This window comes from Deltaproteobacteria bacterium (assembly GCA_016208165.1).
Lineage (GTDB): Bacteria > Desulfobacterota > Desulfarculia > JACQYL01 > JACQYL01 > JACQYL01.
In genome coordinates this window covers 1-19254 of sequence record JACQYL010000131.1, presented here as the reverse complement: position 1 = coordinate 19254, position 19254 = coordinate 1, and the positions used below count along the sequence as shown (strand labels likewise).

Here is a 19254-nt window from a genome sequence, read left to right as displayed (position 1 = left end):
TGCAAGAGGAGCCATCGAATTGGGTCGCAGAGTCGTAGTAGCCGGATGGGGACAGATTACTCAGCGGAAAGAGCAAAAGGAGCGCCTTTTGGAGCCCGTGGGCCTGATGCGCGAGTGTTCTCTGCTGGCGGGAGACCTCGCGGGCGACAGGGAACTAGTTGAAAAAATAGATGGTATCATGACGCCCCGGATCATGAGCTGTTGTTATCCGAACTCCGCCGACTTGCTGGCGCGGGAATTGGGAGCTTCCTCACGCTTCAAATTCGTGAGCAAGATCGGAGGGAACAGCCCGCAGTCGCTGGTCAACAAGGCCGCGGGAATGATCGCGCGGGGCGAACTGGACAGTGTGCTCATCTCCGGGGCGGAAACCTTTTACCCTCGATCCAAGGCGGCATGTGGAAGTCAGAATCGATTGCTGGGCCCGGCCGATCAAGAGATAACCGATGACATGATAGGGTCCACGAAGCTCGAGGAATCCCACGGATTGACCCTCCCCATCCACGGATTTCCCCTGTACGAAACGGCCTTTTGGGCTGAATCCGGACTGGACAAGGAAGCATATTTCGCAAAAGTGGGAACCTCGTGGGCGGAATTCAACGAGGCGGCGGTCAACAACCCATATGCCTGGACACAGACGCCCTTGACCGGTCGGGAGATCGTCACGCCCGGTCCCACGAATCGCTACATCGTTTTCCCGTACACCCTGTATATGACCTCGCTCCTCACCGCCGACCTGGGCTCCGCGATCCTGCTGATGAGCGAGGAAAAGGCGCGCCGTACGGCGCCGGGGGGCCGAAATACCGTATACTTCATGGGCGGCGGATATGCGGAAGACCGCCAACGGTTTTTCATACACAAAACCAATTTCACCACCAGTCCTCCCATGAAGGCGGCCGCCGAGAAAGCCTTGAACCGAAGCAGGTTAAGCATCGACGAAATCCGGTGTTTCGATCTGTATAGCTGTTTTCCGTGCGCGGTGACCATGGCGAGACGCATGATCGGGATTTCTCCCACAGACCCACGCCCCCAGACGCTGACAGGCGGCCTGGGTTTTTTCGGAGCACCGGCCAACAATTACACCACCCACGCCATTGCCTCCCTGGCGGAGGAAATTGCCTCCGGCAGAAAGGAAAACGGCATGGTTACAGCGCTGGGGTGGTTCATGCACAAGCATGCCGCCGGTGTTTATGGGGCCGAGCCTCCGGATACCGCGTTGGATACGCACGATCTCGAGGACGATAAAGCCTTTCTTGCAGGAGCCGACCCGGTGGAAGCGGATCCCACTCCTCGGGGTAAGGGGATGATCGATACGTATTCCATCCCGTTTTCCAGGGACGGATCCCCTCTTTACGCCATTGTATACGGAAAAACGGAGGCCGGTAAGCGGTTCGTCGCCAACACGCCGCCCGATCCGGATATGTTCCGGCGTCTATGTACCGAAAATCAGGTGGGCCGGGCCGTTCGGCTTACGCACGATGCCCGAGAAAACCGAAACATAGCCGAACTGTTGGAATAGTCGTAGCCGAAATCATCGTCACCTGCGCCCCCGGACCGGGGAAAAGGTTGGGTCTATCGCAGGTAAACCTAACAAATTCAATATGTTGGGTTACGCTCGTGTTGCTCGCTAACCCAACCTACGAGACCCACGCGACATAGGCTGAACCCCTTCGGATTGTTGCGGGCATGGATGGAAAGTAGGTTGGGTTGAGCAACGCGAAACCCAACAATTCAAGGCTGAACCTCGTGTCATAGGAGAAATTGGGTTACGCTCGCGCTGCTCGCTAACCCAACAAACGGGCTACAGGCCGTCGGGGAGTGGAAGGGCGGATACACAAGGTTGTATTTCAACATGGTTTCAGTATCACACCGAAGGGACCGCTTCCGGAGCGTCAACCATCAAAAGGCAGCGCCGACTTTCGGCAAGGATCCCTATGGGTTCGGCCTCGCGCCGGATGCAAGGATCGAGCATTTCTACCGTCAAAATGCCCGCACACTCTGATCTGACGGCAACACTTTCCACATCCGGCCATATCCAGCCTTGACTTTCCAGCGGAAAAGCGATAACTTTCACTAGGTCTTAACCGCAAAAATATCCTTAAAATTAGAGGAGTTATGACAAATAGAACCCACACCAAGTTCATCTTCGTCACCGGGGGCGTACTGTCAAGCCTGGGTAAAGGGCTTGCCGCAGCCTCCATCGGGGCTCTGCTCGAGAGCAGGGGATTGAAGATAACGCTGCAAAAGCTGGACCCCTATATCAATGTGGACCCCGGCACCATGAACCCATTCCAACACGGTGAGGTATTCGTTACCGATGACGGAGCCGAAACGGATCTGGACCTGGGCCATTATGAAAGGTACACCCACGCCAAACTGACGCGAGGGAACAATTATACCACGGGTCGGATTTATTACTCCGTCATCACCAAGGAACGACGGGGCGAGTATTTGGGCGGGACGGTCCAGGTAATTCCCCATATTACCGATGAAATCAAGAGAAGCGTGCTTGGCGTCGGAGATGGAGTGGATGTGGCTATTATCGAGATCGGCGGCACGGTGGGAGACATCGAGAGCCTGCCGTTTCTGGAGGCCATACGGCAGTTCCGGGCCGACCTCGGCAAGAGCAATGTATGCTACATCCACTTGACCCTGGTGCCCTACATCAAGACCTCCGGGGAATTGAAGACCAAACCCACGCAACACAGTGTGAAAGAGCTGCGAAGCATCGGCATTCAACCCGACATTTTGCTGTGCCGCACGGAGATGGATCTCTCGGAGGACATCAAAGCCAAGATTGCCCTGTTCTGTAATGTGCCTACGGAAGCCGTCATCACGGCCAAAGACGTGGAAAGCATCTACGAGGTCCCCCTTATCTTCCACCAGGAAGGGCTGGACGATCGAGTCGTCGAAATCCTGAATATCTGGACCCGGGCGCCGCGCCTCGAAGAGTGGGTGAATCTGGTTCACACCATCAAGCACCCGGAGCGATCGGTAACCATCGGCATCGTGGGCAAGTACATCCACCTGAGAGAATCCTACAAGAGCTTGAACGAAGCGCTTATGCACGGAGGGGTCGGCAATAATGCAAAGGTTCGTCTGGAGTTCATTGACTCGGAAATGCTCGAGAAGCGTGAAGGGGAGGACAACCGGGCTCTCCAGACATTGATGGAGTCGGACGGAATCCTGGTTCCGGGAGGCTTCGGCTCACGTGGAATCGAAGGTAAAATACGGGCCATCCGCTATGCCAGAGAAAACAAGATTCCGTTTCTGGGATTATGTCTGGGTATGCAGATGGCCGTCGTGGAATTCGCCCGGAACGTGGCCAACATGCCGGGAGCCAACAGCACGGAATTCGATAAGGACACCCCCTATCCGGTCATCTATCTGATGACGGAATGGTTCGATTATCAGCAGAACGCCACGGTGCGTCGCGACGAACATTCGGACAAGGGCGGGACCATGCGTCTGGGGGCCTACCCGTGCGTGCTGGAGGACAAGACCCATGCCATTGCAGCGTATCGAACTCGTGAGATTTCGGAGCGCCATCGCCACCGTTTCGAGTTTAACAACGAATTTCGACAAGCCCTCGAACAGGCGGGACTGCGTTTTTCGGGCCTCTCTCGGGACAAGCAGCTGGTCGAGATCGTCGAAATGGAAGATCATCCCTGGTTTCTCGGGTGCCAATTCCATCCGGAATTCAAGTCCCGTCCCATGAATCCCCACCCTTTATTCAAGGCGTTTGTCGAAGCCGCCTTGAAATACAAGGAAAGGAAGCCCGCGGAAGCATGACCGGAGCGATTCAAATCGGGCCCATCATCGTGGGCGGAAATCACCCACCTGTATTCATACTGGGACCGTGTGTCATGGAAGACGAGGGCTTCACCCTGGCGATCGCTCGCGAAGTGCGGGCGATTTCCACGGCGCTCGATATTCCGGTCATCTTCAAAGCCTCTTACGACAAGGCCAATCGGACCTCCATCGATTCCTTTCGGGGTCCCGGATTCGAGGAAGGTCTCAAGATTCTGCAGAGAATCCGAGTTGAATTGGGAATGTGCGTAACGTCGGACGTGCACCATTTGTCGCAGGTGGAACCTGCTGCGGAGGTGTTGGACCTGATACAGATCCCGGCGTTTTTGTGCCGGCAGACGGATCTTGTGGTAGCCGCGGCGCGGACCGGCAAACCCCTTAACATCAAGAAGGGGCAATTCATGGCCCCCGAGGACATGATTCACGTGGCCAGGAAAGCCGAATCCGTGGGCAATCATCAGATCCTATTCACAGAGCGCGGCACGTGTTTCGGCTACCATCGGCTGGTAGTGGATCTCCCTTCGCTGTATGTCATGCGTACTTTGGGATATCCCGTTATTTTCGACGCAACTCATAGCGTCCAGATGCCGGGGGCCGGAGACGGTTGCACGGTCGGCCGTCGTGAGTTTGTACCCGTTTTGGCGAGAGGAGCCGTGGCCGCCGGTGTCGACGGTCTGTTTTTCGAGGTCCACCCGGACCCGGACCGGGCACTGTGCGATGGGGCGAACTCGCTTGTTCTGGATGAAGTCCATGACTTGCTCGATCACTTATTGAAAATCCACCATGCGGCCAACAGCTCTCAAATCCGACGTGCCTGAGGACGTCATGGAAAAGGCGGCCCGCGTCAAAGGACTCGTACTGGACGTGGACGGCACCCTTACGGACGGCACCATCTGGATCGGTCCACGCGGAGAAGAGTTCAAAGCCTTTAACGTTCATGACGGGTTCGGATTGAAGAAGCTGAAGCAGGCGGGTCTATTGGTGGCCATCATATCGGGACGCGACTCGAAAGCGGTTACCCGCCGGGCTAAAGAACTGGGTATTTCGTTTGTATATCAGGGGGTTAAGGACAAGGTCCAGGTGTTTGAGGAGATGGCGTCAACTTCGAGAACTTCGCCTGCGGACTGGGCTTTTGTCGGAGACGATGTTCCTGACATTCCGCTTCTGGAGAAGGTGGGACTGGCTGTTGCGGTGGCCGATTGCGCGTCCGATCTGAATCAGCGGGTGCACTATAAAACACGGAATCCGGGAGGACGTGGGGCCGTACGCGAAGTCTGCGAGCTTATTCTGAAAGCACGCAGCATGTGGCCCTATTAGAGGGACGAAGCGTCTCTATAAACTGCTTTACATGTATTTTCTGCGTGGATTATACTGAACTTACGATGACTAGAGGGAAGTTGTGGCCTGTTCTGGCGATCGCGGCAATAGCTGGAACTGCTATGTATTTTATCCTGTTGCACGCGGGACCGGCTTCGACAAGGCATGAAATTGCCGCGCCGGAAACGAGTCGCGGTAAACCGCTTTTGAGTCTGGAGGACATCGAATACGTTCAGACCAAGGACGGAGAAAACGAGTGGCGATTGATCGCACAACAGGCCGCATACATCAAGTCTCAGGACGTCACCACGTTTAAGCAGGTCCATTTTATCTATTACTTGCAGGATCAGCAAGAATTACACCTTACAGGCGAAACCGGGGAAATGAACCTCAAGGACCGGTCGATTTCGGTCCACGGCGACGTAAACGTGGACTTAGGGGACCGGGTCCGGCTGGAAACAGACCAGATGTTCTACGACGATACGTCCAAGGAGATCTGGACACCCGGGGAAGTTCGTATCCGATCCCGGCAGTGCCTGCTGAAGGGTAAGGGTATGCGCGCTCAGGTAGACCAAAGGAGATTTCTTTTGGAAGACAATGTGGAGGCTAAGATATTTCCTCAAACCGTCCGATAGGTATCAAGAAACACCTGGTCTTTGAGGGGGGTCGTTCGGTACTGTCGGCAGGCGCTCTGGCCGCTTTTTTTCTCGTTATGGCGATATGCGGAGCCGCGTTTCCGGCAGCGGAGCAGGGTGGAAGCAAAAGTCCGGTTACGATTACCTCCCGAACACTCGAGTTGGACCACACCGGCGGCAAGGTGACCTTCAAAGGAAACGTCAAGGCCGTACAGGACGATATGGTTATTCAGTGTCAGGAGATGGATGTTCTTTATCAGGTTTCAAGCGGAGATACACAAATGGGACCCGAGGATATCAAGGAGATCATAGCCAGAGGCGGAGTTCTTCTAAATCAGGGAGATCGCGAAGTCAGGGGTGACGTCGCTCATTATTACCATAACGAACGAAAGATCATTATCACCGGGAACCCGAAGCTTAAACAAGGACTGCAGCATGTTCAGGGCTCGAAGATCGTCGTTTTCCTGGATCAGAAACGATTCCTGGTCGAAGGTGGAGCCGATAGTCCCGTGGAAGCGGTTATCTTTCCCGGCGGTACCCATTGAAACTAGTGTCCAAACTGGAAACGAAACAACTGGTCAAATCCTACCGGCGGCGGGTAGTGGCGGACCAGGTCGACCTGAAAGTACACGAAGGAGAGATCGTCGGGCTTCTGGGACCCAACGGGGCGGGCAAGACAACTACGTTTTATATGATTGTGGGGATTGCCAGACCCGATTCAGGTTCCGTGTTTTTGAGATCGGAGGACATTACCAACTGGCCGATGTACCTGCGCGCAAGACATGGGATCAGTTATTTGCCGCAGGAAGCGTCCGTCTTTCGAAAAATGACCGTCGAGGAGAACCTGCTGGCGATACTTGAGACACTCAAGTTGAGCCGAAGCGAACAGGAGGACCGGCTGAGTGAATTGCTGAGCGAGTTGGGAGTGCTTCACTTGGCCAAAAATAAAGCAGCCTCTCTTTCAGGGGGGGAGCGAAGAAGGGTTGAAATCGCGCGGGCCTTGGTGACCTCACCCTCCTTCATTCTGCTCGACGAGCCGTTTGCGGGCATTGATCCCTTGGCCATATCCGATATACAGAATATAGTCCGACGACTCAGAGAAAAGGGCATCGGAGTGCTGATTTCAGATCACAATGTTCGGGAGACTTTGAACGTCTGTGATCGTGCTTATATTTTGAATAAAGGACGGTTGTTGGAAGAAGGAACCCCTTCCGTAATCGCTCAAAGCGAAAAAGCGCGCAAGATTTACCTCGGGGAAAGGTTCAGACTTTAATGGCCATGGAACTCAGACAGAGCTTGAAGCTGACGCAGCAACTGATCATGACGCCTCAGCTGCAGCAAACGATCAAGCTCCTACAACTGTCTCGCCTGGAACTCATCGACACGATCCGGGAAGAGATGGAGATCAACCCACTGCTCGATGATTCCACCGTAGACATGGAACTCACCGGGGCCGAGGTCGAACCCGCTGAGGCCGCCACCCCTGAAATGGACTCCGCCCAGGCCCTCGATGCGTCCTATCCGGTCGAGAACGTCGATCGGGAAACCGAAACCCCGGACGACGGACGCGCCGGTGATGATTTCAACTGGGAAGTGTACACCAGCTCGCAGGCCGGCCGGGTCCGCTACGAGTCGGAAGCAAGAGAAACTCCCTCCTTCGAGAATTTCCTGACCAAGGAGGAAGATCTGACGGACCATCTCATGTGGCAACTTCGGCTGATGGATTTTTCCGAAGAGGAGGTCGCCATTGGCAGCGAGATCGTTCTCAATCTCAACGAGGACGGGTACCTGACCTCATCGGTGGAGGAAATAGCGTCCAGTTCGGGGAAGGATCCCGAGTTGGTGGAAAGAGTGCTCGAGCGGGTCCAGGAGTTCGATCCGCCGGGTGTTGCCGCACGGAACGTTCGGGAGTGTCTGCTGATTCAAATCCGGGCGTTGGATCTCGATAACCACATCGTGACGGAGATTGTATCCGACCACCTGGGCCTTCTCGAAAACAAGAACTATGCGCTCTTGAGCAGGAGGCTGGGATGCTCGATCGACGACATCCTGGAAGCGGTGAAGATTATAGTCAATCTGGAGCCCCGACCCGGACGGCTCTATCATACCGAACCGCCCCGTTATATCACGCCGGACATATACATCTACAAGGAGGAGGACGGCTTCCTGATTACGTTGAACGAAGACGGCTTGCCCAGGCTCAAAATCAACAACCTTTACAAAGAAGCCCTCAGCGGATCCCAGGACGTCGGCGCCGAGGCCAAACACTACATCCAGGAAAAACTCCGATCCGCCATGTGGTTGATCAGGAGCATACACCAGAGACAGCGAACCATCTACAAGGTGACCGAAAGCATCTTGAAATTTCAGAAGGAATTTTTTGAGCATGGGATTTCCCATCTCAAGCCGTTGATCTTGAAGGACGTGGCCGAAGACATCCAGATGCACGAATCCACCATCAGCCGAGTCACCACCAACAAGTACGCGCACACTCCACAAGGAACTCTCAGTCTCAAGTTCTTTTTCAACAGCGCCATTGGACGCTCGGACGGAGATTCCATGGCATCGGAAAGCGTCAAAGCCAAAATCCGTCAGATCGTTCACGGTGAAGATCCGACCCGACCTTACAGCGACAAGAAGATTGTGGAAGTGTTAGGAGAGGAAAGCATTAACATCGCCAGACGAACCGTAGCCAAGTATCGGGAAGCTATGGGAATTTTGCCGTCCAGCAAGCGGAAAGACCCCTATTTTAACGCTAACAGGAACTCCAGGAAGACATCGACGGATGACGTAGAGTGAGCAGGCCTCAAAAGCCCGGCTAATGGGTGTTGGTGTGGCCGTCCTTTCTTGGAGCTGGTAATCCTATCCTCAAGTTTTACAGGGAGGAACGTTCATATGCAGGTAAATGTCACTTTTAGACATGTGGATCCTTCGGATAGCATTCGGCAATACGCCGTGGATCGTGTCAATCGCGTCAATAAGTACATCGATACCTCTTGTGAGGCCAACGTTGTACTAATGGTTGAGAAGTTCCGACATATTGCAGACGTTACCATACTGTTTAATGGATACAAAATTAACGGGCAGGAAGAAACCGGCGATCTGTATTCGGCGATCGACATGGTTATGGACAAGATCGAACGTCAGGTAAAGAAATACAGAGGTAAACTTCGCAATCGAAAGAGCCCTCAAAAGGAGCCTTCCTTAGAATATACAATGAATGTCATATCTGCTGAGTCCGACGACGATGAAGGCATGCGAATTATTGAAACGCAAAGTGAATTTGCCAAGCCGATGGACGTCGATGAGGCGGTAATGCAGCTGGAACTTGTAGATCATGATTTTTTGGTGTTTACCAATTCCGAGACGCAACAGATCAACGTGATCTACAGGCGTAGAGACGGACACTACGGATTGATACAGCCTGAGAAACCCTAAATACAGCTGCTGCTGTACCACTTATCGGGCGGCGTGGGTGGTGCTTTTTCGCCGCCCAAACCATTTCTTCGGGCAGGAAGTCTTTGGAGTCTTTTAAGGACCATTAATGAACTTGACCGATTTATTAACAGAACAACATATTATCTCCCATCTGACCTGCAGGGATAAAGAGTCGGTTCTACGAGAGCTTGTGAGCGTTCTGGTCGATCCCAAGACGAACGTAACGGAGGAGGTGATGTTCAACGTGCTGACTGAAAGAGAGCGACTGGGCAGCACGGGCATCGGAAACGGGGTCGCCATACCTCATGGTAAAGTCAAGGGAATCGACCGGCTGCTCGTCTCCTTTGGACGAAGTGCCCAAGGCGTCGATTTCGACAGCCTCGATGGAAAGCCCGCCAATCTTTTTTTCGTATTGCTGGCGCCCGAGAACTCGACCGGGGTGCATTTGAAACTGCTGGCCAAGATATCGAAGATGTTAAAAGAGAAAGAGTTTCGGACCGGCCTGATGCGGGCTTCGTCAGGAGAGGATATCTTTAAGCTCATCAAGAATCGGGATCGGGAATTGTAGCCGGTTGGACCATTCCCAACTGTTTCGGACGGTTGGAGTTCGCGCCCTTAGCTGAGTACCGACCTATGGTTTGGATGTGCCAACCACTTCATCCAGTCTTTATGTCAAGGAGAGATAGCAGAATCGCTTTCTTCAACGGTGTCAGAGCAAATCGATTGTGATTCCTGGATGCCAATGTTCGCCGGCGAGCTGAGTTCATATGAACAGTACCCCGATTGTCATCATCACAGGGCTTTCAGGTTCCGGAAAAAGCACGGCCATCAAGGCATTGGAAGATTCCGGTTTTTTCTGCATCGATAACCTCCCTTTGGTCCTCTTACCGAAACTTCTCGATCTGAAGACCGAATTCACCAAGGAAGAACTCAAACTTGCGCTGGTCATGGATTTGCGCGAGAAAGAGTTTTCCGTCCGATATCATAAAACCTTCGAAAGCCTGCGGGTACAAGGCTACAATATCCAGATTTTGTTCCTGGAAGCCTCGGACGAATGTCTGATCCGCCGATACAGTCAAACCCGCCGGCAGCATCCTCTGGGATTCCCCGGTTCCCTGGCCGACAACATTCGCCGGGAACGGGAGCTGCTGGGTGACCTTCGCAAGACGGCCGATCGCATCATCGACACCACCCACCTTACCATTCATGAACTCCGCGAAATCATCATTCTTCATTTTACAGGCGCTCCGTCCGAGGAACGTATGCGCATCGATCTCCTGTCATTCGGCTATAAGTTCGGAATCCCATCCGAAGCCGACCTGGTCATGGACGTGCGTTTTCTGCCCAATCCTTTCTTCATACCCGATTTGAAACCTAAAACCGGACGTGATGCCGAGGTGTTCGCTTTCGTAATGGAACAGAAAGAGACCCACACGTTCCTCGAAAAATTTTCCGACCTGCTGTTGACCCTGATTCCTCTTTACCGTAGAGAGGGGAAATCGTATCTCACGATAGCCGTGGGGTGCACCGGAGGACGCCATCGCAGCGTCGCCGTAGCCGAGGCATTGGCTGAGTTCCTCGAGCGAAACAGAGTCGGCGTATTCTTGAAACATCGGGACATCGACAGGGAGTAGATAAGCATGATTGGTGTATTGCTGGTAACTCACTCTCGCTTAGGAGAAGAGCTTATCAAGACCGCTGAATTTATCGTCGGAAGACTTGCGCAATCCCGCAGTCTGAGTCTGGATCCCGGCCAGAGCGTGGAATCCCTTCGGTCTCAGATCCAAGAAGCCATACGCTCGGTGGATGATGGTGACGGCGTTATCATTCTGGTGGACATGTTGGGTGGAACACCATCCAATCTGAGTCTTTCATTTCTGGAGCAGGGACAGGTGGAAGTGATCACGGGCGCAAACCTCCCCATGTTGCTGAAACTCTCCCAACGGAAGGAAGGCATGGTCCTCGGTAATCTTGCTGAAGAAGCCATGGAAGCCGGACTCCGCAGCATCTCCCTGGCCAGCAAGGTTTTGTATCAGAAGCCGAATCAAAAGCAATAGATATGTCCTTGGTGCTGGTCCGCATCGATTGTCGTCTCATCCACGGACAGGTGTTGGAAACCTGGGTTCCCCACGTCAGATCGGATTGCGTGCTGGTTGCGGACGACCAACTGGCCTCTAACGAGCTGCAGAAAACAATCCTCTGTATGTCCGTTCCCGGCAAAATTCATCTGGAAATCGATACGGTCGAAACGCTGGTCCGGAAACTGCTCGCAAACAGATGGGAAAAGAATCGGGTCCTGCTGCTGTTTTCAGACTGTCAGGGTGCGCAAAGGGCCTTTTCCATGGGGCTCCATTTTACCTCCATCAACCTGGGCAACGTCCATTTTGAGGAAGGCTGCCGGCAGGTGACTCCCAGCGTGGCGCTAAGCCGGAACGACTTGACGTGTTTGCGAGAGCTTTCGGCGTCGGGAGTACAGGTGGAATGCCGAGCCGTACCCAACGAGAAACCATTTTTTCTCGAAGACGTTCTCCGGATACGCTGACGGCTTCGCCGGGCTCCCGATCGGCTTTTCCCGGATCCCCTGATGGGTGTTCTCCCGGAAAGGCGGCGCTCCATGTACAGGAATTGGAATAGCCGGATTCATTGTCGTATCAAAAACTGAGGAACCCGGACTCGTTGGATCGTTTGGCCGAAGAAGCCGGATGGTCCACGTTCCGTTGAAACCGGCGCCCGGACCCATGGATCGAACACACGTCGTTGCGCCCGACGCCGAGGTGAACCCCGTGGATTTGCTGTGGCTCTGTCTCAAGTTAAGCACCCTGGGCGCCCTGCTATGGTTGGATCGCACCCATGCCTTTCAGGTTATGATAAGCCGTCCGATTGTAGCCGCTCCCTTTATAGGCGTTCTTCTCGGAAATCCCATGGACGGGTTGCTGGTAGGTGTAACGGTGGAACTCTTATGGACACACCACCTTCCGATGGGAAGCGCCACACCGCCCGACGAAACGGCTTTCGCCATACTCGCCACGTCCACGGGCATCCTGGGCCTGGAGACGGAAACCGCCCTCGCTCACGCAGACTTGATGTACGGTTTCGCCGTATTTCTGCCCGTTGCCTACTTGTATCGCCGCGTCGACCTTCGCTTGAAGGAAACCAACAGCCGATTCTCCCGGCAGGCCGAAAAGGCTCTTGAGGCTCGCCGACTGAAAATGCTCGCTCGGCTGAATTGGGGCGGACTCGGCCTGGCGTATGGTTCCGTCTTCGCTCTTCTGTTTGTAACGAGCCTGGCCGGCTTGAGCTTCATTTCCGCCACATTCCCCTTGCTTCCCCATTTCCTGCTGAAACCCCTTCATTTCATGGCTTTTCTCGTTCCTCTGGTGGGCGTGGCCTCCGTTATGAGTTCCGCCCGAGGATTCAAAGACATGGCCGTTCTCATTCTGGCGTTTGGCTTGTTTATCTATATTCTCCGATAGCGTTTGACCGAACGTGTGCGCCGGTCCCTCCCGCGGACCCATTTTCAGTTGACGTCGTCCTGAAAAGGCTTTAAATTGGTTGTACTTTCCGATCATAATCCAATCGGAACCAACATATAAACGAACTTTAACGACACAATGGAGAGGGACTATGGGGTTAAGAATCGCTATCAACGGATTCGGCCGTATCGGCCGGAACGTGACGCGGGCTATTGTTATGGGTCATAATGACATCGAGCTGATTGCGGCCAATGATATGTCTTCGCCGGATGAACTCGCTCGATTGCTCAAATACGACAGTGTACATGGCACCTTGCCCAAAGACGTGCGCCTGGACGGTCAGACCATCGTGGTGGACGGGCGCAAGATCAAGACCCTTTGTATTAAAGAGATACCCAGCCTGCCCTGGAAAGAGCTGGGGGTGGATATCGTCATTGAATCCACGGGCCTGTTCCGGGACCGCTCCGACGCGGGCAAGCACCTGGAAGCCGGGGCGAAAAAGGTGATCATCTCAGCTCCCGGCAAAGAAGTGGACGCCACGTTCGTTCTTGGAGTCAACGAGAACACCTACCAGCCGGCGAAGCATCATGTGGTTTCGAATGCGTCCTGCACGACCAACTGCCTGGCCCCCGTCGCCAAGGTCCTGAACGACAGCTTCGGAGTGGTCCACGGTCTGATGACCACGGTGCATTCCTACACCATGGATCAACGATTGATGGATAGCATTCACAAGGATCCCCGTCGATCTAGAGCCGCTGCCTTGTCCATGATCCCCACCACCACTGGTGCGGCCAAGGCCGTAACGCTGGTAATCCCGGAATTGGCGGGAAAACTGGACGGCCTTGCCATTCGTGTTCCCACTCCCAATGTGTCCATTGTGGACCTGGTTGCCGAGTTAAGACGCGAGGTGACGGTGGATGAAGTGAACGGGGCTCTCAAGGCGGCCGCCGAAGGACCGATGAAAGGCCTCCTGCTGTACAGCACCGAACCCCTGGTGTCCATCGATTTCAACACCACACCCTATTCTTCCATAGTCGATGCGCCGTTAACCAAGGTGATTGACAAGAAAATGGTCAAAATCATGTCCTGGTACGACAATGAATACGGCTATTCCAACCGTTTGGTGGACCTGGCCGTTTACATGGGCAAGTCGCTGTAATATCGACGCCCGTCTGAACCAAGGATCCACAGGGAACGCCGAGGGCTCCCTCGGTGTTTCTCTTTACGGCATTTCACCTGCAGCGGAGAGACTTCAGTGAAGTCCATCGATCAGATCGCACTCGGCGGAAAGAAACTGTTTATCCGCGCCGACTTCAATGTTCCTTTGGATGAGGAAAGACACATCACGGACGATAACAGGATCCGAATGGTGTTGCCCACGCTCGAATACGCCCTCAAGCAGGGCGCCTCGCTGGTTCTCGCCTCCCACGGCGGGCGGCCCAAAGGAAAGCCCGATCCAAAATTCAGTCTGAAACCGGTGGCCGAGCGTCTGGGCGAGCTTCTCGGACGTTCCGTGACCCTGGCTCCGGACTGTATCGGCGCCGAAACTCAGGCCGTGGTTTTCACAATGAAGCCGGGAGACGTCGTGCTCCTCGAGAATCTTCGCTTTCATCCGGGCGAAACCGATGACGATCCGGAATTCGCCCGCCAACTGGCCATGGGGTGCGATGTATATATCAACGACGCCTTCGGGGTTTCCCATCGGGCCCACGCATCGGTCTCCGCTGTAACCCGCTTCTTCAAGGAAAAGGCGGCCGGGCTCCTGATGAAAAGGGAACTGGATTACTTCCATCGATCCATGGAGCGTCCGGAGCGCCCCCTGGTGGCCCTCATCGGCGGGGCAAAAGTGACCGACAAGCTGGAGCTCCTCGAACATCTGCTCCGGAACGTGGACAAGTTGATCATCGGCGGCGCCATGGCCAATACGTTTTTACGAGCCCAGGGATTCGCCACGGGTCGTTCCCTTGTGGAAGAAGATATGACATCCAAGGCCGCTGAACTGATGGAACAGGCCCGGCGAGCGGGAAAGCCGTTCTACGTCCCCGTGGATGCCGTTGTGGGCAAGGAGTTGGACGTCAATACGACCACACAAACCGTAGCGGTTCAGGAAGTCCCCGGGGATTTCATGATTCTGGACATCGGACCGGCCAGTACCCTGCTCTTCAGCGAAGCCCTTAAAGGCGCCCGGACCATCATTTGGAACGGCCCCATGGGCGCCTTCGAGTTCGAGCCCTTCAGCAAGGGGACATACGCCGTCATGGATGCGGTGGCCGATTCCGGCGCCCTGACCATCATTGGCGGGGGTGATACGGGTCTGGCTGTCCACAGAGCGGGAAAAGAAGCGGACATGTCTTTTATCTCTACGGGCGGCGGAGCCTTCCTTACCCTTCTGGAAGGAAAAACCTTGCCGGGCGTCGCTGCGCTGGAATCCTGAAGACTGCTAGGAGGAAACATGACGGCCGAACGGATACCGCTCATAGCGGGAAACTGGAAGATGCACAAATCGGTGGCTGAGTCCGAAAGTTTGGTCAGGGACATCATCAATGGAAAACGTCCGTCCAAGGTGGAGGTCATGGTGGCCCCGCCGTTCACATCCCTGCTGGCCGTGGCGAGGCTGGTGGATACGTCGGACGTGGCCCTCGGCGCCCAAAACATGCATTGGGAAGATAAGGGAGCGTTCACCGGAGAGGTCTCGCCGGTCATGCTCACGGATCTTGGAGTGAACTACGTGATTCTGGGCCACTCCGAACGAAGACATCTGTTCGGCGAAACGGATGAAATGATCAACCACAAAATGCAAAGCGCCCTGAAACACCAACTCAGGCCGATCCTCTGCATCGGTGAAACCTTGGAGGAACGGGAGGCGGAGCGGGTGTTCGGCGTACTGGAAGTGCAGATCGAGGGCGGCCTGTCCGGGATCTCCTCAGCGCTGATGGAAAACGTGGTGATCGCCTACGAACCGGTCTGGGCCATCGGTACCGGACGCAATGCAACCCCCGAGCAGGCCCAGAGCGTACATCGCCTTATTCGCGATCAACTGGGGATCAAATTTGATAAAGATGTTGCCTCGAAAACGAGAATATTATATGGTGGCTCTGCTAAGCCGGGGAACGCGGGGAAACTCATGGCCCAGGCGGACATCGATGGTCTGCTGGTGGGAGGAGCCAGCCTGAACCCCCTGGATTTTCTAGGGATAGTGAATTTTTAGCAAAGGGAACCCGTTCAATACATGGTTGTCATTATCAGTATCATTCACGTACTTGTGTGTGTCGCGATCATTCTGATCATCCTGCTGCAGAGCGGCAAAGGCGCTGATCTGGGCGCGGCCTTCGGCGGTTCGAGCCAGACCATTTTCGGGAGCGGGGGAGCGGCTACGTTCCTCAGCAAAATGACCACAATCGTGGCCGTTGTCTTTATGCTCACCTCCCTGGGCCTGGCTTTGATGTCTGCGCCAAAGGCGGAAAAATCCATCATGCAGACCACTCCTCCGCCCGTAAGTCAAGAGGAACAAGCCGCGCCGCAATCGGAGCAACCCGTTCAGCCCATTAACCCCGAGGATAAGGCTGCTCCCCAGCCCGAGCCCACACAGGCTCAACCGGCTCCGGCGCCGGAAAGCCAGGGAGGAACCAGCGCTCCGGCCGGCCAATGATTCGAGTTCCATGCCGGAAAACCGCAGTACTTAACCTCGTGCCGAAGTGGTGGAATTTGGTAGACACGCCATCTTGAGGGGGTGGTGGGCGACGCCCGTGCGGGTTCAAATCCCGCCTTCGGCACCATATGTATAATAAGGCGTAACCTGAAGAGGCTGCGCCTTTTTTCGTGTCCAAGGGGCGGTTCGGGTCCTCTACACGAGGGTCCACGCCCAAGCCGCATGAATCCACACAGTAGACCTTGTATCGAGTCCGACGGCTCTCAGACATGATCCCAAAGGTGACGCAAGATCTGTCCCGGTGTCTGTGCATACCGCCCAAGACACGGATGTAGCCCGCCTCCCAGACGTATCTCCGGTCCTTCCCGTCATCGAGCCTTCCCTAAATCCATGCTCAGCCTCGGGTGTCGATCCGATCTTGACATTTCTGCCTAGGAACCTAGATTCTAATGGTCTGGATATGGAGCTTTTTGAGTTCATGCATAACACCGGAAAGGGGACGTAACGATGGACGAGAGCTCTCGTGAAGAAAGGAAAGCCAAGGTAATCGGCGTATTGAACGAAGCCAGGGGGATGGAACTGCACGCCATTTCCCAGTATATGAACCAGCATTACGGTTTGGACAGCATGGATTACGGCGAGCTGGCCAAGAACGTCAAATTGATCGCCATCGACGAAATGCGGCACGCGGAGATGTTTGCGGAACGCATTAAGGAACTGGACGGCGAACCCACCTCGGATCCTGCCGACAAGGTAGTGAAAGGTCAGAAACCCGAACAAATGTTTGCACAGGATTCCGGCCTTGAAGATAACACCATCGACAGGTACAACCAGTTTCTACTCGTGTGCAGAGAGAACGGCGACAGTACGACCATGAAGCTCTTTGCACAGATCATCGATGAAGAGCAGGAGCATTTCAATTATTTCGACAACATACGCAACCACATCAAAGAATTGGGCTCCGTGTTTCTGGCCCGCATTGCAGGTACGCCCTCGAGCACGGGAGGCTATTCGAAAGGGTTTATCATGGGGGCCGGGGGCCAGTCGGCCCAGTAACCAATGATTCAATCGTGTACACCCGGCCGGAGGGACGGGTTTTGATCCTTCCTTCCGGCTGCCGCCCCAAAACATCTATTCGCTGCACCCTCGATGCACGCTACAGAAGCGTTCCCCCAATACCCCGTAAACGGATACGAAAAGGCAACAGCCCTCTTCACGCCCTCGGGTCTCCCGGCAGATAGAAACCCGTCACCCGCTTGTACGCATCGGACGTCCGGTCTCCCGGTACGCCGTCCACCTTGACAAAGATACCCGCGAATGTATTCAGCCATTCCTGGAGGTTTTCCGCGGACGCGACCACAGCCGGATCCGTGGATTTTTTCATCGAATGCCGGACGACCAGAGGGGCGGCGTCTTCAGAAGACACCACCTGGTCCGGGAACTCGATCAGATTCATTTCCGCCATACGCCGGAGGATCACCGCGGCCCCGCACTGCCTCGACGCGGCCGTGTCGGACCAGGTGCCGTCCGCAACATACTTGCCGCTCGTGTAGTGATTCGAGTAACTCCAGAGATAGGGAGACAGTACGTGTGGGTGATAGAGGCGATAGCCCCACCCGTTATATCGTTCGAGCTGATACAGAACGCCCGCCGGACTCCAGTCCGTCCCCTGCCCGAGGCCCTTCATGGAAAGCGCGTCGCCTGCGCTTTCCTCCCAAGTGAACGGCGGATTCCCGGTTTCCGGCCTTCCGGCCGGCGCCTGCACCGTTCGAGCCGTAAGAGGATCGCCGTTATGCAGGTGCTTCGTGAAATCTATACTCGACTCCATGTTATGAATCACCGACACAAAGAACCACGGAATACCGAGAGGATCTCCCACCGCCTGATACCGCGCCCTGTGGGCCTGCAATCGGCCGATGGCCTCTTCCACGAGCACGATCCGATCGGGCCGGATGGCGCAGGAGTTGAACAATCTCTCGTATTCTTCACGCAAAGCCTGAGTGAATCGGATGGCCGGCATGATCTATCTCCTTGCAAGCCTTCTTGTAGTTGGTTGGGAAAGGCCATCAACAAACAAACATCCCCAAAATGCAAGGGCCACAGTGTTGTTCAACCGCACACAGGGATGAGAAAAACGACTTCAAACACTCGACTCTTTTGAGCTTAATAATTCCTTCCTCTTTCTAAATTCATCTCGGGCTTTAAGACTATCAGCATAACCTGCTGTTTTTTTAAAATCGTCCATGCTTAGTAGTTTTATTCCTAAATGCTTCATTACCTCACGACCAAATTCCGTCCAATGATATGCATATTCGGTGTAATTATCGTAAGCAATAGATTCGAATTTAACAATTCCTAAATCAATCAGCCTAAATACGGACATTCTCTCGGTCTGTGATAACCCATTTATATTAAAATGATTAAATCCTTTTGGTCTATAGCCAAATTTCGACATAAACATGTGACCAATTTCATCGATGGCTTTTGCGGCTGCATCAACACGTTTGCTCTTATACCACTCTTGCTCTTTCAATGCTTTTTCCAATTTCAAATGCAACCAATCTACCTCTAAATCTCTTTCATAGATATTAATATGTAATCCGCTTATGTCGAATGGTATTTGCGCAACAGAACTCTCCCTTATGAGCAGAATATCCTCTGGTTCGCGAATCGCATTCGCAATACCTAGCTCATACAGAACGTTACCATTTACCTGTTTTGAAAACTGACAAGGCGACTTGGGGTCGTCCGTCAGATCAAACAAAAGCATTCTTGAGTTAGCTACACCATCAAACTCATCTTTGACAGTTGGAGGCTGAAAAAGGTCGTTTACTTCTCGTAACATATTGAAAACATTAAAGTGGGGTTTTCCGGAAGCCCAAAACGTAGTGCCAATATTGCTACTTTTTCCCTTGACACCGCCGTTAGTGTTCGC

The 19254-nt window shown here is 54.1% G+C and carries 21 protein-coding genes and 1 tRNA gene; 20 read left to right on the top strand and 2 right to left on the bottom strand.

What is annotated here, in order from left to right; all coding sequences use genetic code 11:
• The first annotated feature begins 19 nt into the window (after positions 1-19).
• From HY788_23300 to HY788_23205, 20 genes are all read left to right on the top strand, one after another.
• Entirely contained in the window at positions 20-1516 is a 1497-nt protein-coding gene (locus HY788_23300; protein ID MBI4777069.1) for a hypothetical protein, read from the top strand.
• A gap of 596 nt (positions 1517-2112) precedes the next feature.
• On the top strand, positions 2113-3789 hold the full coding sequence (locus HY788_23295) for a CTP synthase (protein ID MBI4777068.1): 1677 nt from the start codon (positions 2113-2115) through the stop codon (positions 3787-3789).
• Complete coding sequence (kdsA, locus tag HY788_23290) at positions 3786-4625, top strand: 3-deoxy-8-phosphooctulonate synthase (protein MBI4777067.1); 840 nt, start codon at positions 3786-3788, stop codon at positions 4623-4625. Before HY788_23295 ends, kdsA begins: the two co-directional genes overlap by 4 nt.
• A 7-nt stretch (positions 4626-4632) precedes the next feature.
• Positions 4633-5124 (top strand): HAD-IIIA family hydrolase, encoded by a 492-nt coding sequence (locus HY788_23285; GenBank protein ID MBI4777066.1) that lies wholly within the window; start codon positions 4633-4635, stop codon positions 5122-5124.
• 122 nt (positions 5125-5246) lie between these two features.
• Positions 5247-5759, top strand: a complete 513-nt coding sequence (lptC, locus tag HY788_23280) for an LPS export ABC transporter periplasmic protein LptC (GenBank protein MBI4777065.1) — start codon at positions 5247-5249, stop codon at positions 5757-5759.
• Positions 5760-5836: 77 nt separating this feature from the next.
• On the top strand, positions 5837-6304 hold the full coding sequence (locus HY788_23275) for a hypothetical protein (GenBank protein ID MBI4777064.1): 468 nt from the start codon (positions 5837-5839) through the stop codon (positions 6302-6304).
• 5 nt (positions 6305-6309) lie between these two features.
• Entirely contained in the window at positions 6310-7032 is a 723-nt protein-coding gene (gene lptB / locus HY788_23270; GenBank protein MBI4777063.1) for an LPS export ABC transporter ATP-binding protein, read from the top strand.
• Positions 7032-8558 (top strand): RNA polymerase factor sigma-54, encoded by a 1527-nt coding sequence (gene rpoN / locus HY788_23265; protein MBI4777062.1) that lies wholly within the window; start codon positions 7032-7034, stop codon positions 8556-8558. Before lptB ends, rpoN begins: the two co-directional genes overlap by 1 nt.
• 96 nt (positions 8559-8654) lie before the next feature.
• Positions 8655-9197: a ribosome-associated translation inhibitor RaiA gene (gene raiA / locus HY788_23260; protein MBI4777061.1), complete on the top strand. Its 543-nt coding sequence runs from the start codon at positions 8655-8657 to the stop codon at positions 9195-9197.
• Between the two features lie 106 nt (positions 9198-9303).
• Positions 9304-9765, top strand: coding sequence for a PTS sugar transporter subunit IIA (locus HY788_23255; protein MBI4777060.1), 462 nt, complete (start codon positions 9304-9306; stop codon positions 9763-9765).
• Positions 9766-9964: 199 nt separating this feature from the next.
• Positions 9965-10831 (top strand): RNase adapter RapZ, encoded by an 867-nt coding sequence (gene rapZ, locus HY788_23250; GenBank protein MBI4777059.1) that lies wholly within the window; start codon positions 9965-9967, stop codon positions 10829-10831.
• Between the two features lie 6 nt (positions 10832-10837).
• On the top strand, positions 10838-11254 hold the full coding sequence (locus HY788_23245; protein MBI4777058.1) for a PTS fructose transporter subunit IIA: 417 nt from the start codon (positions 10838-10840) through the stop codon (positions 11252-11254).
• Between the two features lie 2 nt (positions 11255-11256).
• On the top strand, positions 11257-11739 hold the full coding sequence (locus HY788_23240; GenBank protein MBI4777057.1) for a PTS sugar transporter subunit IIB: 483 nt from the start codon (positions 11257-11259) through the stop codon (positions 11737-11739).
• Positions 11740-11935: 196 nt separating this feature from the next.
• Positions 11936-12670 carry a PTS sugar transporter subunit IIC gene (locus tag HY788_23235; protein MBI4777056.1) on the top strand — a complete coding sequence of 245 codons (735 nt, stop codon included), beginning with the start codon at positions 11936-11938 and terminating at the stop codon, positions 12668-12670.
• A 151-nt stretch (positions 12671-12821) separates the two neighbouring features.
• On the top strand, positions 12822-13829 hold the full coding sequence (gene gap, locus HY788_23230) for a type I glyceraldehyde-3-phosphate dehydrogenase (GenBank protein MBI4777055.1): 1008 nt from the start codon (positions 12822-12824) through the stop codon (positions 13827-13829).
• A gap of 96 nt (positions 13830-13925) precedes the next feature.
• Positions 13926-15104, top strand: a complete 1179-nt coding sequence (locus HY788_23225; protein ID MBI4777054.1) for a phosphoglycerate kinase — start codon at positions 13926-13928, stop codon at positions 15102-15104.
• An 18-nt stretch (positions 15105-15122) separates the two neighbouring features.
• Positions 15123-15878 carry a triose-phosphate isomerase gene (locus tag HY788_23220; GenBank protein MBI4777053.1) on the top strand — a complete coding sequence of 252 codons (756 nt, stop codon included), beginning with the start codon at positions 15123-15125 and terminating at the stop codon, positions 15876-15878.
• A 21-nt stretch (positions 15879-15899) separates the two neighbouring features.
• The gene (gene secG, locus HY788_23215; protein MBI4777052.1) at positions 15900-16319 is read left to right on the top strand and encodes a preprotein translocase subunit SecG; all 420 of its coding nucleotides are present in this window, start codon (positions 15900-15902) and stop codon (positions 16317-16319) included.
• A gap of 40 nt (positions 16320-16359) precedes the next feature.
• Positions 16360-16446: transfer RNA gene (locus HY788_23210), tRNA-Leu, on the top strand.
• Between the two features lie 380 nt (positions 16447-16826).
• Positions 16827-17375: a bacterioferritin gene (locus HY788_23205; GenBank protein ID MBI4777051.1), complete on the top strand. Its 549-nt coding sequence runs from the start codon at positions 16827-16829 to the stop codon at positions 17373-17375.
• 157 nt (positions 17376-17532) lie between these two features.
• Here the strand turns inward: HY788_23205 and HY788_23200 are convergent, their stop codons facing one another.
• Entirely contained in the window at positions 17533-18339 is an 807-nt protein-coding gene (locus HY788_23200; protein MBI4777050.1) for a hypothetical protein, read from the bottom strand.
• Between the two features lie 120 nt (positions 18340-18459).
• Positions 18460-19254: hypothetical protein (locus tag HY788_23195; GenBank protein MBI4777049.1), on the bottom strand; the 795-nt coding region annotated here is incomplete at its 5' end.

Bases quoted from the DNA above. Each gene is read 5' to 3' on its own strand.
- HY788_23295 (MBI4777068.1), top strand. From the start codon at position 2,113: ATGACAAATAGAACCCACACCAAGTTCATCTTCGTCACCGGGGGCGTA.
- kdsA (MBI4777067.1), top strand. From the start codon at position 3,786: ATGACCGGAGCGATTCAAATCGGGCCCATCATCGTGGGCGGAAATCAC.
- HY788_23285 (MBI4777066.1), top strand. From the start codon at position 4,633: ATGGAAAAGGCGGCCCGCGTCAAAGGACTCGTACTGGACGTGGACGGC.
- lptC (MBI4777065.1), top strand. From the start codon at position 5,247: ATGTATTTTATCCTGTTGCACGCGGGACCGGCTTCGACAAGGCATGAA.
- HY788_23275 (MBI4777064.1), top strand. From the start codon at position 5,837: ATGGCGATATGCGGAGCCGCGTTTCCGGCAGCGGAGCAGGGTGGAAGC.
- rpoN (MBI4777062.1), top strand. From the start codon at position 7,032: ATGGCCATGGAACTCAGACAGAGCTTGAAGCTGACGCAGCAACTGATC.
- raiA (MBI4777061.1), top strand. From the start codon at position 8,655: ATGCAGGTAAATGTCACTTTTAGACATGTGGATCCTTCGGATAGCATT.
- HY788_23255 (MBI4777060.1), top strand. From the start codon at position 9,304: ATGAACTTGACCGATTTATTAACAGAACAACATATTATCTCCCATCTG.
- rapZ (MBI4777059.1), top strand. From the start codon at position 9,965: ATGAACAGTACCCCGATTGTCATCATCACAGGGCTTTCAGGTTCCGGA.
- HY788_23245 (MBI4777058.1), top strand. From the start codon at position 10,838: ATGATTGGTGTATTGCTGGTAACTCACTCTCGCTTAGGAGAAGAGCTT.
- HY788_23240 (MBI4777057.1), top strand. From the start codon at position 11,257: ATGTCCTTGGTGCTGGTCCGCATCGATTGTCGTCTCATCCACGGACAG.
- HY788_23235 (MBI4777056.1), top strand. From the start codon at position 11,936: ATGGATCGAACACACGTCGTTGCGCCCGACGCCGAGGTGAACCCCGTG.
- gap (MBI4777055.1), top strand. From the start codon at position 12,822: ATGGGGTTAAGAATCGCTATCAACGGATTCGGCCGTATCGGCCGGAAC.
- HY788_23220 (MBI4777053.1), top strand. From the start codon at position 15,123: ATGACGGCCGAACGGATACCGCTCATAGCGGGAAACTGGAAGATGCAC.
- secG (MBI4777052.1), top strand. From the start codon at position 15,900: ATGGTTGTCATTATCAGTATCATTCACGTACTTGTGTGTGTCGCGATC.
- HY788_23205 (MBI4777051.1), top strand. From the start codon at position 16,827: ATGGACGAGAGCTCTCGTGAAGAAAGGAAAGCCAAGGTAATCGGCGTA.
- HY788_23200 (MBI4777050.1), bottom strand. From the start codon at position 18,339: ATGCCGGCCATCCGATTCACTCAGGCTTTGCGTGAAGAATACGAGAGA.